16 protein-coding genes are annotated in these 15311 nt (G+C 39.4%); 5 read left to right on the top strand and 11 right to left on the bottom strand.

The genetic code is table 11. The features are described from left to right. Positions 1 to 18: 18 nt before the first annotated feature. Positions 19 to 822: an HAD family hydrolase gene (locus EHQ47_RS03155; RefSeq protein WP_135776675.1), complete on the top strand. Its 804-nt coding sequence runs from the start codon at positions 19 to 21 to the stop codon at positions 820 to 822. Here EHQ47_RS03155 and EHQ47_RS03150 read toward each other — a convergent pair. Next, positions 796 to 1647, bottom strand: a complete 852-nt coding sequence (locus EHQ47_RS03150; protein WP_135747404.1) for a methyltransferase domain-containing protein — start codon at positions 1645 to 1647, stop codon at positions 796 to 798. The genes EHQ47_RS03155 and EHQ47_RS03150 overlap by 27 nt on opposite strands. 111 nt (positions 1648 to 1758) lie before the next feature. Here EHQ47_RS03150 and dapF point away from each other — a divergent pair, with 111 nt between their 5' ends. Further along, positions 1759 to 2601 (top strand): diaminopimelate epimerase, encoded by an 843-nt coding sequence (gene dapF, locus EHQ47_RS03145; RefSeq protein WP_135747405.1) that lies wholly within the window; start codon positions 1759 to 1761, stop codon positions 2599 to 2601. A gap of 25 nt (positions 2602 to 2626) precedes the next feature. Here the strand turns inward: dapF and EHQ47_RS03140 are convergent, their stop codons facing one another. The 3 genes from EHQ47_RS03140 to EHQ47_RS19650 all read right to left on the bottom strand — a co-directional run bounded on the left by EHQ47_RS03140 (position 2627) and on the right by EHQ47_RS19650 (position 3922). After that, complete coding sequence (locus EHQ47_RS03140) at positions 2627 to 3349, bottom strand: lysophospholipid acyltransferase family protein (RefSeq protein WP_135744735.1); 723 nt, start codon at positions 3347 to 3349, stop codon at positions 2627 to 2629. 1 nt (position 3350) lies between these two features. Beyond that, entirely contained in the window at positions 3351 to 3641 is a 291-nt protein-coding gene (locus EHQ47_RS03135) for a hypothetical protein (RefSeq protein ID WP_135747426.1), read from the bottom strand. A gap of 125 nt (positions 3642 to 3766) precedes the next feature. Next, positions 3767 to 3922, bottom strand: coding sequence for a hypothetical protein (locus EHQ47_RS19650; protein WP_167483249.1), 156 nt, complete (start codon positions 3920 to 3922; stop codon positions 3767 to 3769). Here EHQ47_RS19650 and EHQ47_RS03130 point away from each other — a divergent pair. Continuing rightward, entirely contained in the window at positions 3903 to 4388 is a 486-nt protein-coding gene (locus EHQ47_RS03130; protein WP_135696783.1) for a DUF4468 domain-containing protein, read from the top strand. The two genes, EHQ47_RS19650 and EHQ47_RS03130, sit on opposite strands and share 20 nt — an antisense overlap. Before the next feature lie 12 nt (positions 4389 to 4400). Here EHQ47_RS03130 and EHQ47_RS03125 read toward each other — a convergent pair whose 3' ends face one another. The 4 genes from EHQ47_RS03125 to EHQ47_RS03110 form a co-directional block, all read right to left on the bottom strand. Next, positions 4401 to 4676: a hypothetical protein gene (locus EHQ47_RS03125; protein WP_244290194.1), complete on the bottom strand. Its 276-nt coding sequence runs from the start codon at positions 4674 to 4676 to the stop codon at positions 4401 to 4403. 43 nt (positions 4677 to 4719) lie between these two features. Continuing rightward, positions 4720 to 6288, bottom strand: a complete 1569-nt coding sequence (locus tag EHQ47_RS03120; protein ID WP_208727381.1) for an adenylate/guanylate cyclase domain-containing protein — start codon at positions 6286 to 6288, stop codon at positions 4720 to 4722. Next, complete coding sequence (locus EHQ47_RS03115; protein ID WP_135776539.1) at positions 6285 to 7688, bottom strand: MFS transporter; 1404 nt, start codon at positions 7686 to 7688, stop codon at positions 6285 to 6287. Before EHQ47_RS03115 ends, EHQ47_RS03120 begins: the two co-directional genes overlap by 4 nt. An 80-nt stretch (positions 7689 to 7768) precedes the next feature. Then, on the bottom strand, positions 7769 to 9571 hold the full coding sequence (locus tag EHQ47_RS03110) for a SpoIIE family protein phosphatase (RefSeq protein WP_135747409.1): 1803 nt from the start codon (positions 9569 to 9571) through the stop codon (positions 7769 to 7771). Positions 9572 to 9936: 365 nt separating this feature from the next. On the opposite strand from EHQ47_RS03110, the gene EHQ47_RS03105 reads away from it, so the two are divergent. Next, positions 9937 to 11628, top strand: coding sequence for a methyl-accepting chemotaxis protein (locus EHQ47_RS03105; protein ID WP_135747410.1), 1692 nt, complete (start codon positions 9937 to 9939; stop codon positions 11626 to 11628). Between the two features lie 33 nt (positions 11629 to 11661). Then, on the top strand, positions 11662 to 12093 hold the full coding sequence (locus tag EHQ47_RS03100) for an OsmC family protein (RefSeq protein WP_135776538.1): 432 nt from the start codon (positions 11662 to 11664) through the stop codon (positions 12091 to 12093). Positions 12094 to 12195: 102 nt separating this feature from the next. Here the strand turns inward: EHQ47_RS03100 and EHQ47_RS03095 are convergent, their stop codons facing one another. From EHQ47_RS03095 to EHQ47_RS03085, 3 genes are read right to left on the bottom strand one after another with little or no spacing between them, the layout of a single operon-like run. After that, positions 12196 to 12633: a hypothetical protein gene (locus EHQ47_RS03095; protein ID WP_135776537.1), complete on the bottom strand. Its 438-nt coding sequence runs from the start codon at positions 12631 to 12633 to the stop codon at positions 12196 to 12198. Between the two features lie 5 nt (positions 12634 to 12638). Beyond that, the gene (locus EHQ47_RS03090) at positions 12639 to 13904 is read right to left on the bottom strand and encodes an acetyl-CoA acetyltransferase (protein ID WP_135776536.1); all 1266 of its coding nucleotides are present in this window, start codon (positions 13902 to 13904) and stop codon (positions 12639 to 12641) included. Between the two features lie 13 nt (positions 13905 to 13917). After that, positions 13918 to 15228 (bottom strand): 3-hydroxyacyl-CoA dehydrogenase NAD-binding domain-containing protein, encoded by a 1311-nt coding sequence (locus EHQ47_RS03085; RefSeq protein WP_135747413.1) that lies wholly within the window; start codon positions 15226 to 15228, stop codon positions 13918 to 13920. Between the last annotated feature and the right edge of the window lie 83 nt (positions 15229 to 15311).

The raw sequence follows: 15311 nt of genomic DNA, 5'->3' as shown, positions 1-15311 counted from the left end.
GTAGTTTTCTTTTCGGATATGGCTTTGTTTTTGGACTTGGACAATACACTTCTTCCTTCGAAACCAGCATATGAATTTGCCATTGGAGAATGTGTTAAGGATTGGAAGGAGCGCGGGTTAGGTGGAGATTTTCTCTCTTTATACGAAGCGGCTAGAAAAAAAGTAAAAAACCAACTAGAAGGCCATAGTTCCAACCGTTTGCGGTTACTTTGTTTTAAGTTGATGATGGATTTTGTTAAAACTCAATCCAACTTAGATTTAGAACCAAATGTCACAAATCTAACGGCCCAAACTGGATTCCAAACCAAAGACATAGTTGATGTTTTGTGGATGGAAGAAAGATACCATTTTCATTTTTTGTCTTATTTGAAAACGGAAGCAAAAAAAGAAATCTACCAAACCAAACTTTTTCCGAAGCTCGTGGCCTTATCCGACCGGTTCCCAATTTTTTTAACCACCAACGAAACTTTAAGAACTCAATTATTAAAGGTATCTTCTTTTTTACCGGATTCTTTTCGTTTTACTTTGATTACTTCGGAAGAAGTGGGATTTGAAAAACCATCTACAAAATTTTTCTCTTATGTATTGGAAGCGTCCAAAGAAAATCCAGCGGATTGTATTTTGCTTGGTGATAATTGGGAAGATGATGTTCTGGGAGCCAACCGACATGGCATTGCAAGCATTCACATTCCTACAATATGGGGAGAGGGGGCGGGTGTGGCGGAGTATCCTTTTGAATCTTCGGCACCGATTTGGACAGCACCGAACACAATTCTAGCTTTAGAGTTTGCTGAATTATGGCTTCTTAAGCGTCAGAAATAAAGTGTTATTCCAGTTGATGGTTCCAAAGCTAAGAGTAAAGATTAGTTTTGTGAAATAATAATAACCTAACTTGAAATAAACGGCAAGTTTACTTTTGCTTCCTGATACAGAAAGGATGGGCATAAGCACTTTGTATTTTGGTTCGATGAATCCACATTGTTTTCCTAGTTCTGCCAAGGTGTGCATCTTGTAATTGTTCACATGGTCTTTGGCTTCTAAGTAGTGAACACCTTCCTGCATCCCTTTTAGTTTTACCTTTAGATTTGCTTTTGCAAGTTGGATCGGAAAATTCGGCGTTTGTAAAAAAAGAATCCCACCTGGTTTTAGTAGGCCATGTAGGTAAGTGAGTAAAGAATGTGGTTTGGGAATGTGTTCGATCACGTCCCATAAAGTGATGATATCAAAACTTTCTTTTGGTAGTTTGGAATCCTGTACAAGACCAGCATAAACCGTTTTCATTCCATTTTGTTCGTTGGCAAATTTCACGGCTTGTTTGGAAATTTCATAACCTACGGCAGACCAACCTGGTTTTTTGGTAAGCACAGCTTTTACAAAAAAGCCGAGCCCACAACCCACATCGAGTAGGTTTCCTTTCTCTTGTTTTAAGTAAGTCGAAATAAAATCGGAATACACAGCTCGGTGTGCATCATCCCACCACTTTAAATCATAGGTTTGTTCCGCTCCGTCCCAATAACCTTCGTAATGTTCTTCTTGTTCATAAGAGGAATAGACATGACCACAGTTTTTACATTCTAAAATGGGGGTTCCATTTTCATTGAAAACGGTTTTGGAGTCGGAAGATTGGCAAAGGATACAAGATTTCATGGTCTGAGAGTCAGTCTAAATGATGAGAACAAGGGTCAAACTAAAAAACCTTGATCCGGCTTGCCAACATTCATGGTGAAAAAAACATGGGGTGAGATAAGAGAGGATCAAATGAAAATCAACTTCACCAAAATGGAAGGAATTGGAAATGACTATGTGTATATCGATGCTACGAAAAACGATATTCGTTTGAGTCCAGAACAAATCCAAAAACTATCCGACCGCAATTTCGGAATTGGTGGAGACGGGGTGATTTTTATTCGTAACTCAAAAACCGGTGAGTTCCAAATGGACATGTACAACTCGGATGGAAGTTCTTCCGAGATGTGTGGGAACGGAGTCCGTTGTGTCGGAAAATTTGTTTTTGACCACGGTCTGACTAAAAACCAAAAGCCAACCATTGAAACGGGAAAGGGTGTTCTCACCCTCGATCTAAAAACAGGAAACAATGGCAAAGTAGAAATGGTAACTGTGGATATGGGTGAACCCATCCTCAAACCATCCCTTGTTCCCATTGTATGGACAGGTGACGAACCAGTCATCAACCAAGTCTTGGAAGTCCAAGGAAAACAGTATCATTTTACGGCTGTTAGTATGGGGAACCCCCATTGTGTGATTTATGTAGATGATGCCGACGCCTTCCCGGTGCGGGAGATTGGACCTCTCATTGAAAACCACCCACTTTTCCCAAGAAGGGTGAATGTGGAATTTGTATCGGTTCGGGGAAAGGACCATCTTTACCAAAGGACTTGGGAAAGAGGAGCAGGGGAAACCTTGGCTTGTGGGACTGGGGCCTGTGCTGTGACAGTTGCTTCCATCTTAAATGGGAAAACAGGACGATCCGTAAAAATTGATCTTCGTGGTGGAACTCTCAATATCGAATGGAAAGAAAACGGATCGGTAATGATGACAGGGCCTGCGAAGGAAGTGTTTTCTGGAGAAGTAGAAGTTTAAATAAATACAATCAACAAAAAGTAGATTATTTTTTTAAATAATCTACTTTTTGTAATTCACCCATTCTGCGTTTGGTTTCGTTCGAAACTTCCACCATACCCTTGTCAAGCGGTAGGTGAGCATAGTTATCGTATTTGATCACTTCCCCAAACACAACATTGATTTTTTTATAAACCACACGGCGTTTGATATCACAAACTTCTTTGGGCATCCCCATAAAGGCACGTACCAATGGTGGGATGGGATAGTCTGTGACTGTTTCTTCATCGGGAATAATGACAGTGGGAAGGATGTCCACTTTGTTCCGAAGGCTAAAAGCAGCAAATCCCGAATGGAAATTGGCAAGGGGTGCAGAAAAATCATTTTGCACCATATAGTCATGGCCTTCAGGAAAGATTCCTAACACATCCCCATTTTTAAAGACCTGTTGTACCTTTTTGATACTGGCCATGGAGATATTCCCATCGATGGCCATAGGAATGGTTCCTGTTTTTTCCACCAGGTCTTTGAAGAGAGGAATGCGAGTGGTATACTCGGCAGCGATCCAAGAAATGAACCGAGGGAAAACCGAACCAATCACAAAAGGATCCATATCACTTCTATGATTGCAAGTGAGGATGAGTTTGCCATTGGGTACGATGTTATGGTAACCGTAGACTGTTGTGTTTACCGCCAAATTGAAGAACGGAGTGACAAACTTTTTGATGTTCTCAACATTCTTTTTGACTTGGTCTACGGTATTTTCCATTTCATTCTCCTAAGATTTTTTGCCACCAAGATTTGGTAGAAGGGTCTCCGGTGGGAGTTCTTGTTTCCTGGTTCATTCCGCTACTAGTACCAGACTCTCTCGGATCAGTGGCGAGAGGCTCTCTCCGTTTTTTTCCTAAATGAGGGCTCGGAACAGTTCTTTTAATCTCTTCTAGCTCTTTTTGAGCTGATACATTCGTTTTTAAAAATGCACGGATCTCATCCCATTGGGGATCAAAATCATTTCCGTACATGGCATAATTCATAAGATCAATACGATCAAAATCGGGCATGTTCAAGATTGAAAGTGATGCCCTGACAAATTCAATCCAATTTTTATTTGGGCACTCTAGAATGGGGGAGGGCAGTTCCGAAAATATAAAGGTGAGAGATAGAATCGAGTCCAAGAGACATAAGATCAAAAAAACAAACCAGAACACATCCCTATTGCCACCGAATGTGGTGCCCTTCCCTCTACTTCCAAATAAAGAGAAAATTTTCCATCTTTGTGAAGATTTGTTTTGCGAGCCGGGTGACGAAAGAGAAGCATAGAAATGATGGCAAAACGACTCATCCTTTTATCTGTATTTTTCCTGTTCTTTCAAAACTCAATGTGTTTGAAACTTTGGATTGTTTCTTCTAAATACCGCACTACAGAAGACGCAAGAGACCACAAAACCTACCAAAAAACTCGAAGTTTTCTAAAAGCAAAACAATGGTTGGAATACAAATTGGATCCCGAACTTTCCAAAATCGAATTGGAAAACCAGGATACGGGCGAACTCAAAGGAATTGGTCTGATTAAATGTTACGTTCCCTATGGAATTGGGGAAGTGGACGCCAATGAACATGAATTTGAATACGTAGTTAAAATTCGAGATGGGCATGCGGAGATGCAGATCAACAAAATCTTTTCTTTCATTCGAGATCCGAATGATATTGTCCTAAATTATGGACCAAAAAATGAGAAGGTTGCTAAAATTACCATCAGGTCTTGTTTTAGGCCCTTGATGGATGATTTTTTTGAATTTATTAAATAATAACGGAAAAGATTAATAACCGAGCGGGTTTCCCACAGTGGTGCCCGTAGATCCGTAAGTATTGGTTCCCGTTGCAGAATCTGTCAGCCCATAGTGGTTTAGATTGTTCGAATTTCCATTGTTAGTGGATGAACTGGAGGAAGAACCAGAAGAATCCGATGAAGAATACCCACCTTGCGTTCCATCTCCCTCTAAAAGGTCCAAGATGTCTTGGGTATTCACCAACTTGATTTCGTTACACGAAACCAAAGAAAGGCAAAACAAAGATATTCCAAAGGCAAACTTCATTCCAACCCCATTCTGTATAGTTTTCGAATTTGGTTCAACCATTTTATTCGGCGTCTGAATAAGAATAAATCCTTTCTTTTGTCTCTCTCCCTTTCAATTCGTATTCACCCTCGGACTGTAATTTGGACCGAATGTTTTCTGGAAGAAGGATCGATGTGTTTTCTGTGAGAAGAAGATTTTTCTTTAAACCTTTACATAGTCCTTCCACTCGAGAAGCGGTATTGACAGTATCTCCAATCACTGTAAATTCCATCCGATTGGCAGAGCCGATATTTCCCACAAGAAGGCTCCCTGTATGGATTCCAATTCCCATCTTGAGTTCGGTAAGACCTTCCTTTAAAAATTGGACATTGAGTGTATCTAAATTCTTTTGCATTTGGAGGGCCGTTGCAAACGCACGTTCGGCGTGGTCTGCCATGGGCATGGGAGTTCCAAAGACAGCAAGGATAGCGTCTCCAATGAATTTATTGATAAAACCACCATGGATCTCAATGGCATTACTCATTTCTTGAAAATATCGATTGAGGATGTACAAAACTTCCTCCGGTTTTCTTTTTTCCGAAAGTGTTGTAAAATCTCTGAGGTCTGAAAACAATATTGAGGCTTCTACCACTTTTCCACCTAAACTATGTTCATTGGAAAGTAAATAATCTCTGACTCTAGGATCTACAATTCGTCCAAATGTATCTTTGATCCTTTCTCTTTCTGCAAGTCCTTCTGCCATTTCGTTTACCGCATCACCCAGTAGACCAAGTTCATCGGAGCTAAAAATTTTTACCCTGGTATCAAACTTTTGTTCTTTGATGAGTTCTGTTGCTTTTTCGATTTGGTTGAGTGGATGTTGCAAACTAGATGCAAAAGACATTGCAAAGGCAAAAGAAAAAACAAGCATAATGGCGATGACTTCAAAAAGGACATCGTTATGAACTAGTTCATGTAAATTAAAAATGTTTTGGCCTGTTCTGAGTAAAATCCCAAAGATCAGAAGAACGATTGGAAAAAGTGTAGAGGCCGCCCAAAAAATAAATTGTTTTGTGACAATCGAGAATTGTTTTCCGTGTGCATATTTCCCAAGTCCACCTTCTGGAAATACACAAGGAATGATCAGGAGTTTATTTAGGTAAGTGGTTGTGGCATAGGAGAAGGCAAAGGCAAATAAACCCCAAAATCCAAATAAAATAGAAACTGTAACAATACTTTGGTGAGGTGCTTCCGGAAAAAGTGCATCGATACGACATACACTTAAAAAATTAGAAATCTCCCAACCAATAAATCCCAAGATACTAATAGTTAATGGTGAGTGAACAATTCGGTGGCGTGCCCTTTCTTCTGAGATAAAGTTACAACCTTTGGTAGAAAAAAGAAATTTTGCAATTGGTAAACTATAAAAGAATAAAATGAGGGTTATGATGGGAAAAGGTGCCCAAGTGAATATAGCGAGTGTTAGATCACTTTTGATTTGGGTGGCTTCGAATAACGCTAAAAACTGGTCTGGTAAAAATGCAGAGGCAGTGTAGTTGGCAAATAAAAGTGTAAACAAACAGGCACAAAAAGGAACAATAAAATAGATTAGTAAAAAGGCAATGAATTGTAGAGTGCGACCTGGTTTCATGATGATAATTCTTCCTCAAGGAGAGTGCCTTTTTGTTTTCGTTTCAATAAGATTCTTTGAACCTGGATGTGTTTTTTATCAGTGAGTGGGAAAAACAAAAAGAGAATGGAACCAAAAATAAAAAAGAATCCAACTCCAGGTCCAAAAATCATCGCAAGACGAAATCCTACTTCTTGTGATTGCGTAGGTGCTCCATTTTGAAATCCAATCATATCCAGTAAAAATCCAGTGATGGCAATTCCAAAGGCTTGTGAAAATTTTACACCCATCTTCCAAATTCCAAAATACAATCCTTCTCGTTTTTCTCCCGTTTTGAATTCATCGTAATCGACAACATCAGTTAAGATGGAGTCCATGATGAGGATGGATCCGGCACAGATTCCTCCGATAAAAGCTACAATGAGTGGAGGTCTTAATTCTCCATAAGGAAACAGGGGATAGGCGATGACTGTTAGAACTCCGAGACAAAAAACTCCAAGGAATGCTGGAATTTTTTTCCCAATTTTTTTAGCGATCCAAACCCAAAATCCAATCGAAAGGAGAAGGACTAAAAAGAATGGAAGTAGGATATTGATGACAACCAAAGATTCTTTGAGTCCCAAACGAAATTCGTAGTAGTAAAGTGCGATGGCGGAATTAAAGGTTCTTCCGATGGTTGCGATGATAAAGGCAAAAAGCAAAATGAGAAACATTTTGTTTTTTAAAACGGATATAAATGCTTTAAAGAAAGGAATTTTTTGTTCCTTTTTTTCTTTACTTCTGTCTTTTCCTTTTGTCACAAGAAATGTAATGATGGAAGAAATCAAAATAACTATAGAAACAATTTCTCCTGCAGTAGTGCGAGAGAGAATAATATTTTCTTTGGAAGATTCGTCACCTAAAGATTGTAAAATGGCAGCAGGAACAATCATACCAACGAGCATTCCTATGTTACTAAAGAACAATCTCCATCCAAAAACAGATGTCCTTTCATTCCTTTCAAAACTTAATTCTCCTCCTAAGGCAATATGAGGAACAGAGATAATGGTCATGGCAGTGTTTACAAATAGATAAACCGACAAAAGGTAAGAAAATTTTCCTATTTGTGTTGTTAGGTGAGGAGGAGAAAAGAGGAGCAGGACTGCAAGAGAAAGTAAAACTCCACCAAAAAGGATATAAGGCCTTCGCCGTCCCCATTTGGAATGGGTATGATCAGAAATTCGGCCCATCAGTGGGTCACTGATAGCATCCCAGATCACAGAAATGGAAAGAGCAATCCCAGCCAAACTAGAATTTAGGCCTACAATTTCTGTGTAAAATTTTAGTAGATAAATTTGTGTGAATAGTTGAACGGCTGTTATGCCAGTTTCTGCCAATCCATATCCCATTTTTATGGGGAGTTTTAGTTTTGTTTGGTTCATTCCTGGACTCAAGTATTTGACGGTGGGAACTGTAAATCTGGGGAAGAAAATTCAAAACTTTAGATGAATTCAGTTTTTATCTAGGAAAGTTTTTTAGGCAAATAACAGATTCTTATTAAAGAAATATCATCAATGACTTGGCCTATGGATTCAATTTGTTTGGTGATGGCAAGTAAGTTGGCTTCTGTTGATTCAACTAGTTTTAAAAAAGTCTGTTCGTCAGAATTCACTTCCCATTTTCCATCTTCATCTAAACGTAAAAGATCATCTTTTCCATCGGACCCAATGATTAGAATATCTTCTGCTTGGAGTTGGAATTCTTTGATATGTTGGATGGGCATCGCACCTAAGGTACCTAATTTTCGATATGAAACATCCGCAGAAATATACTCTGCTTTACCTTTTCGGTATAAAACAAGGGAAGGATGTTCTGCATTTAAAAAAAATAATCTTCCTGTGTCTTCTTCTAGAAGTCCCATGGTGAGGGAAACGAGCATAGTTCCATCAAAGGCTTCAAAGATCATATGCATTTCTTGGAGGTTGTATTTCAACCAATCCTCTGGGCCTAAGGCTTGGTATCCAGGATCTGTTTTTGTCCTTTGGACAATGGACTGAAAGACCGCACCAAATACCAAAGCCCCTCCGGCACCTTGCATCGATTTTCCCATGGCATCTGCATTGGCAAATAATAAGAATCTTCTATTTTGCAAAACGATAGAATGGGAGATATTGATATCTCCTCCAATATCGTATCTTTGGTTTTTATATTCGAAAACTTTTTTCTGTCGGACCAGATGATCCACCTCTAGTTGTGAACTATCTACATCTTTTATGGCAAGAGGGTTTAATAGTTGATAGGTGAGAAAATAATCGCCATCTTGTTGGATTTTTAAATTGCTAATATCTTTTAATGATTGGTTGAGTTCGTTGGTTCTCTGAGTGACCTTTTCTTCCAATCCTTCATTTAAGTTTCTAATTTCCTCATACATACCTTTGAGTTTGGTAATCACGGAGTTTAGATAAAATGCTTGTTTGGCGAAATCATCACTGGATTTTGGAGTCACAACAACATCAAAATTTCCTTTAGACAGTTCTCCTAAAGATCTGCTAGTTTCATTTAGTCCTTCGTTTACAGATTTAGCAACTACATAAGAACAAACGATAAGAGGGATGATAAAAATAAAAGAAACAGTAACAATTGGAATCATGGGATCCTGAACAGCAATTTCACCCATTGCAAGTGAATATAGGATATAGGAAAATATAACAAAGGGGAGCGCTGCCAAACTAAAAAATGCAACAAGGATCCTTGTGAAATAATTAAACTTTGGAATATCCTTTTCTTGAAGTTCTATGTTTTTGATCTGAGGAAGGTCGAAGAGAGGGCGAATACAACTTTCTGAGATGAAATAATAAGTAACAAAAGAAATGGGAGCAATCATTACAAAAGTAAAAATGGCAGAGCGAAGGACAGATGGCATGTAGGCCACCAAATAAAAAAATAAAAAACTAATAGGGATTACACCAGATAACCAACGTATTACGATGATAATGGCTTCGAGCAAAGGATAACGGAAAAGAAGTATTTTTACGGATCTAGCATATTCCATTTCTTCTTTTGAAAGAGAGGAAAGTCCAGATGTTGGAATAGAAACTCTTTCAATTTTTGCATATAGATATTTGAGAAGGAGGTGGCGAACAAACGTACCGAGTAGGCCAATCCCGGTTGCAAACACCAGGCAAAGGGCAATGAAAATTTTCCAATGTTCTGGTTCCATTTTTTGTGTGATGATTGCATAGTATACGGCAAAGGGAACAGGGACGGTGTGTGTGAATGCTTCTAGTTTTAGAGTAAGATCCCAGAAAAGTGTTTCTCGTTTCACGTTACCACCTGATCTTACCTTCCAGTTTCTGCATATAGTGAGCGATCAATCTGTAAAAGTCAAGTCGAAGGGATAGATTTTCCGCTAAACTTTTCAATTTTGAAAAATACCATATCCATCTAAAGATTTTGCGGAACACGGGTATCCTTTGATTCAAAACAATTTACATCTTTTAAATAAACGCATATCGATTGTTAGTCTGTATTGTTTTGACAGATCCTAAAATTTTGTAAGTTTTCGAAAAAAGAACAAAGTTCTCTCGTTGTATTTTTTAAAAGTATTTTAGATCCATAGAGATGCTTTCAATTTTTTTGCTTTCGTAAATTGTACTTGGTCGATCGCCGGCACCAAAATACAAAGAATTCATGCGTCAGAATTTTCCCGTCACAAACAAGGAAGTGGAATTCCATGAAGGAACCAAGATCACTTCCAAAACAGATTTAAAAGGAATCATCACTTATGTGAATGAGGATTTTTTACGCATTAGTGGATATACAGAAAAGGAGTTGATTGGGCAGCCGCACAACCTGATCCGTCATCCTGATATGCCTAAAGGAGCATTCCAAGATCTCTGGGATACAATCAAAGGGCAACACTCTTGGGTGGGTATCGTGAAGAATCGCTGTAAAAACGGGGATTTTTACTGGGTGGATGCAAATGTGTCACCAATCTACGAAGATGGAAAACATGTAGGTTATATGTCGGTTCGCACCAAAGCATCCACAAAACAAATTCAGAATGCAGAAATCCTATATTCCAAAATGAATTCTGGACAAGGCAAACTTGAGGTGAATTCGCCATCGATTTTTAGGTTCTCTTGTCCTTCTATTTTTCTAATGCAAACGATTGTTAGTGGTTTGTTGTTGGTATTATTTTATCTTAAAACAAACTCTAGTTTGGTTTTTCTTTCAAACCCCCTCATCTCAATTTTTGGATTTGTTTTGTTTGTGATGACAGCAACGTTTGGGTATCTATCGATTCGTAAAAATAAAAATTCCTTTCTAAAGGTGAAGGAATATCTGGAGAATTTATACAATGGTAAGTTGAAATTTGATGTGGCTTTTGAGACTCGTGGTGATTATTCCGAAATTTTCCCATTGATCAAAAAAACACAATTTGAATTTCGAGGAATGATTTCTCAGTTGATAGGGAACGCTGAAATTGTAAAAACTCAAATAGGCTCACTCACTTATGCTGTAGAACATATTCATATCGCATTTCAAGAATTATCGAAGGCAATGTATTCCTTGGCAGATTCTAGTATTGTGACTCGTGAAAGTTCTGATAGTATTTTCCAAGAAATGGATACACTAAATCATCTAATAGGAAATATACGAACTGAGTCGAATGTGGTACAATTCGAATCCAAAGAATCATATCATTTTTCCTTAGTGGGAAAAAATTGTTCTGATAAAGCAATGGCCCAATTTCAGAAAGCAAAGAAACAGATTTTAAAAACTTCTGAGGTGATTAAAGAGTTAGGTGAAAAAACAAAGGCCATTCGAAAGATCACAGAGACTATCACTGCAATTTCCGAAAAAACAAACTTGCTTTCGTTAAATGCTTCCATTGAATCGGCAAGGGCAGGGGATGCTGGAAAAGGATTTGCAGTGGTTGCAGGAGAAGTGGGAAAGTTGGCAGTACAATCCAATCAATCTGCCAAAGAAATATCTGCTTTCATCAATGAATTAACATCAAAAATTTTACAAACGGTCACTGATATCAAGGAAGGACTAACCGAGGTTGAAATAGGATCTTTGGAATTTGAAACCGTTCAAATGGAGATGGACAAAATTTTAAAGAATGCAGAAGATACTAAGTCCAGTGCCGAAAAGATCAACGGATCTACCGAAGGAACAGAATCCATGTCAGGAAATGTTTTAGGAAATATGGAAAAGATTCAAACACAACTCATCAATACTTCGGCCATTGTGGAAGAGTTATCGGCTGCTGCGAACGAACAGAAACAAACCATAGGAGCTATTGAAGAATCCATCACTCACTTAGGTTTGGTGGCAGATCGATTGGATTCAGTTGCTTTCCGATTTCATTTTTAAGGACTTTTATTATACACATGATCAGGTAAAGCAATGACAAATCCAGACCCAAATGCAAAACCAAAAATGAACTTCCATGTGGAAACTTCGCGTGTGGATTCCCATACGAGTTTATCTCGGTGTAAATCGGCAGAAATCGTATTAGATACGGATATGGCTGGGAATCCAAATGCCTTCAATCCTGCTGAGCTGTTACTTTCGGCTCTTTCGGCCTGTATCATCAAAGGAGTGGAAAGAGTGGCTCCCATCCTTCATTTTCAACTCAAAGGGATACAAGTCATCGTGGATGGAATCCGGCAAGATGTTCCACCCAAAATGGAATCCATTCGTTATCAAATCATTGTCGACACGGAAGAATCTGATGACCGTCTGCGCCTGTTACATGAAAATATCAAAAAGTATGGAACCGTCTTTAATACTGTTGCACCGGGAACCGATTTGGCTGGTGAAATTCGAAGAAAATAAAAAACCCAAAGGAAACTTTGGGTTCAACGATTGAAATTACAGTTTGAATCAAACCAGAATAGGAGTTAGTCGAAACCTTTCCTTTCTGATCGTTGTAAATGTTTAATCTTCTGAATTCCAACCTACCGAATAAATGACAGCAGTGGATATCGTAAATATTGCGTAGTAAGCAACCCATACCCAAACAAGAACGGTTGGGGCAAAGTTTGTTAGGGACAAGGTCCAAAGCATTGGGGAAACAAATCCAATGATGGATACTAAGATTCCCACTAAAAATCCACCCACAAGTCCTTGTGGTAAAGATTCTTTCATGAGTGCATAAAGGAATCCAAAGGAAAGTGTGAATGACAAATCGCTGAACACAGGTCCAATCCAAAAAACATCTGTTATAGGAACAAACATCGACTTCAGTGTTGGATCAAAGTAAAACTTCGAAAAAAATACCATCCGAACGGGAATGGATACCGCTTCCCAGAACGAAAAGGCGAGGAGGAACCGGACGAGGATCCGGTTCCATTTTTCTGTATTCAGCGAACTCAAGGCTCTTACTTCCCTAAGATGAACACGAAGTTCGTAGTCGCAGATCCACCGATGTTGAGCATAAGGCCATTTTTAGCACCTTTTACTTGGTAATCACCTGCCGTGTTTGTGACTTGTTTGTAAAGATCGAGCATCATACGAACGCCAGATGCACCCACAGGGTGACCCACACCAATAAGACCACCAGATGGATTGATTGGTTTTTTACCACCAAAGTCAATGGTTCCTTCTTCGATTGCGATGTGTTCTTTTCCTGGTTCTGAAATTCCGAAGGCGGAAATCGCAGCGTATTCAGAAGAAGTGAAACAGTCATGTGTTTCAAACACATCAATGTGTTTCACATCAAGGTCAGCACGTTTGTAAGCATCTTTTACAGTTTGGCGAGTCCATGGAAGGATGTATTTGTCCCCAACGGATTCTTGTTTTTTTGCTTCAAATGTAATTGGTGCTACGCGGTGACCCCATCCTTTTACGCGAGGGATGTCATCTACTTTGCGGCCAGTTTTTTTAGCGTATTCTTTCGTGTAATCTTTGGAAGCAAGGATTGTGACAGCAGCACCATCTGTTACTTGAGAACAGTCAGTGATACAAAGTCTTCCACCCACGGCCATGTTGTTGTCTCCACCGCGAGCCATCGCATGTTCTTTGTTCATGAACCATGTACGAGTTTGTGCTTTAGGGTTACGTTTTGCGTTTGCGTAATTGATACGAGAAATTTCAGCAAGAGCATCCATAAAACGTTCTTCTTTAAGTTCGTAACGTTCGAGGATTACGTCTGCTAGTTTTCCGAAAAGTTTAGGGAAAGGAAATTGAACTCCCTTCGCTTCTTTATCGTAGTAAGCAGCTGTTCCAAGGAAGTCACCACCCACAGAAGAAGAAACAGTTTTCATCACTTCCACACCAAGAACAATCGCTAGATCATAATCTTCTGCACGGATATGTGTGATCGCTGCATCAAGTGCAACGGATCCAGAAGCACAAGCTGCTTCGTAACGAGCACCAGGAACGCCGTAAAGAGCAGGGTTTACTTCTGTAAGGAAAGCACCCAAGTGACCTTGGTTGGCATATTGTTCTGCATCAAAGTTTCCAACAAAAACAGCCACACGGTTTTCTTTGTTCAATCGTTTGATTTCATCATAACTAATGCCAACTTTTTCAAGAGCATCATCTAATACTTCACGCATCATGGACATGAAGGTTTTTCCTTCTTTTGTCCAATTTCTTTGGAAGTCGGTTTGTTCCCCGCCTAGTACAAATACTTTTTCACTCATATGATACTCCTAATTAACCTTTGAAAAGAGACCTTGCGTCTAGTTTGTCGCCAAGCTCGTAGAACTTTTTGCCTTCTTTTGCATCTTTTAAAAGTTTTGGAACTGGTATTTTAGACTGCTCCATCATCTTAATTGTTTCTTTTGGTCCACCAAGGAAATCAACAAATGCAGACGCAGGAACCCAGTTAAAACCAAAACCCATTGCTCCATCAGTGTTTTCTTTTGTGTCCACTACTTCTCCTACGAGAGAAAGCGAATAACTGATGTAACGTGAAATGAAGTAACGTGCGATTTCTGCTTCGAAACCAGATGCATTTTTCACGATGTCCATAGCACCTTTGTAATCGGAGTCTTTGATTTTTTGGCGAGCTTCTTTGATAAAAGGAATATCAAATTTTGGGTACGGATCGTACTCACCAGTTTTGATATTGTAAACAAACTTCTCACGTTTTCCGTCAGCGTGTTTCACAACTTTAGTGAGACCACCACCAGATTTCATACCGAGTTTACCAGCATCGATTAACTTTTGGAAGTAACCAGGAAGTTTGAATGTTTCGTGAGCTTCGTCTTTTGTATTGTCGTAGATGTTGTCTACGATAGCTTTATGAACATCAAGTCCAACGAAGTCAGCAGTTGCCAGTGGGCCCATCGCACGTCCAGTGTAACCAGACATGATTTCGTCCATAAGGGCGATTCCACCTTTGTCAGCATACTTTTCTGCAAAGTGAGCTACTTCGTTCATCAACTGAAATCCGATGCGGTTTCCAGCGAAAGCAGGAGTGTCATTTGTATAAACAACGGCACGACCTAGAACTTTGTCTAGATATTCACCTAACGCTTGTGTGACTTTTTTATCGTTTCCTGAATGGGTTACGAGTTCACAAAGGATCATTTTATAAGGAGGGTTAAAAAAATGTGTTCCGTAGTAGTGTTTTTGACCATCTTCATCGTAAGCTTTTGCCAAACGACCGATGGAAAGTCCAGAGGACACAGTGGAAACGATGGTTCCCGGACGGCGAGCCTTAGCAATACGAGTATTGATCGGTTCTTTGACTTCGTAACTTTCCGCCACGAGTTCGAATACCCAATCTGACTCTGCGACAGCTTTTTCCAGATCCGCATCGTAGGAACCAGGGATCATTCTTGCGCGGATTGTATCCGTTTTGACGGATGCGACAGCGGCTTCGATACCCTGTTTTGCTTTTTCTACATCTCTAGCGAGCATATGGACTTTAGCACCACCGAAGGCAGCAATGACGCCCGCACTTCCAGAACCCATGGCTCCGTTGGCACCTAAAATCGTGACAGTTTTGATTTCTCTCATGAAGGAATTTCCGAATCTAATTTTTACTTACCGTTCTAGAAAGCCAAGGTGACAGGAAAATCGTTTTTTTTTGTCAGATTTGT

The sequence above is a fragment of the Leptospira bourretii genome (assembly GCF_004770145.1).
In the GTDB taxonomy this organism is placed as follows: Bacteria; Spirochaetota; Leptospiria; order Leptospirales; family Leptospiraceae; genus Leptospira_A; species Leptospira_A bourretii.
The sequence above is the reverse complement of the archived record's forward strand: the minus strand, read 5'-3'. Positions and strand labels throughout refer to the sequence as shown.

Excerpts from the sequence above, each read along its gene's own strand:
- dapF (WP_135747405.1), top strand. The coding sequence starts at position 1,759 with ATGAAAATCAACTTCACCAAAATGGAAGGAATTGGAAATGACTATGTG.
- EHQ47_RS03100 (WP_135776538.1), top strand. The coding sequence starts at position 11,662 with ATGACAAATCCAGACCCAAATGCAAAACCAAAAATGAACTTCCATGTG.
- EHQ47_RS03155 (WP_135776675.1), top strand. The coding sequence starts at position 19 with ATGGCTTTGTTTTTGGACTTGGACAATACACTTCTTCCTTCGAAACCA.
- EHQ47_RS03135 (WP_135747426.1), bottom strand. The coding sequence starts at position 3,641 with ATGCCCGATTTTGATCGTATTGATCTTATGAATTATGCCATGTACGGA.
- EHQ47_RS03130 (WP_135696783.1), top strand. The coding sequence starts at position 3,903 with ATGATGGCAAAACGACTCATCCTTTTATCTGTATTTTTCCTGTTCTTT.
- EHQ47_RS03120 (WP_208727381.1), bottom strand. The coding sequence starts at position 6,288 with ATGAAACCAGGTCGCACTCTACAATTCATTGCCTTTTTACTAATCTAT.
- EHQ47_RS03090 (WP_135776536.1), bottom strand. The coding sequence starts at position 13,904 with ATGAGTGAAAAAGTATTTGTACTAGGCGGGGAACAAACCGACTTCCAA.
- EHQ47_RS03115 (WP_135776539.1), bottom strand. The coding sequence starts at position 7,688 with ATGAACCAAACAAAACTAAAACTCCCCATAAAAATGGGATATGGATTG.
- EHQ47_RS03150 (WP_135747404.1), bottom strand. The coding sequence starts at position 1,647 with ATGAAATCTTGTATCCTTTGCCAATCTTCCGACTCCAAAACCGTTTTC.
- EHQ47_RS03140 (WP_135744735.1), bottom strand. The coding sequence starts at position 3,349 with ATGGAAAATACCGTAGACCAAGTCAAAAAGAATGTTGAGAACATCAAA.
- EHQ47_RS03085 (WP_135747413.1), bottom strand. The coding sequence starts at position 15,228 with ATGAGAGAAATCAAAACTGTCACGATTTTAGGTGCCAACGGAGCCATG.
- EHQ47_RS03105 (WP_135747410.1), top strand. The coding sequence starts at position 9,937 with ATGCGTCAGAATTTTCCCGTCACAAACAAGGAAGTGGAATTCCATGAA.
- EHQ47_RS03125 (WP_244290194.1), bottom strand. The coding sequence starts at position 4,676 with ATGAAGTTTGCCTTTGGAATATCTTTGTTTTGCCTTTCTTTGGTTTCG.
- EHQ47_RS19650 (WP_167483249.1), bottom strand. The coding sequence starts at position 3,922 with ATGAGTCGTTTTGCCATCATTTCTATGCTTCTCTTTCGTCACCCGGCT.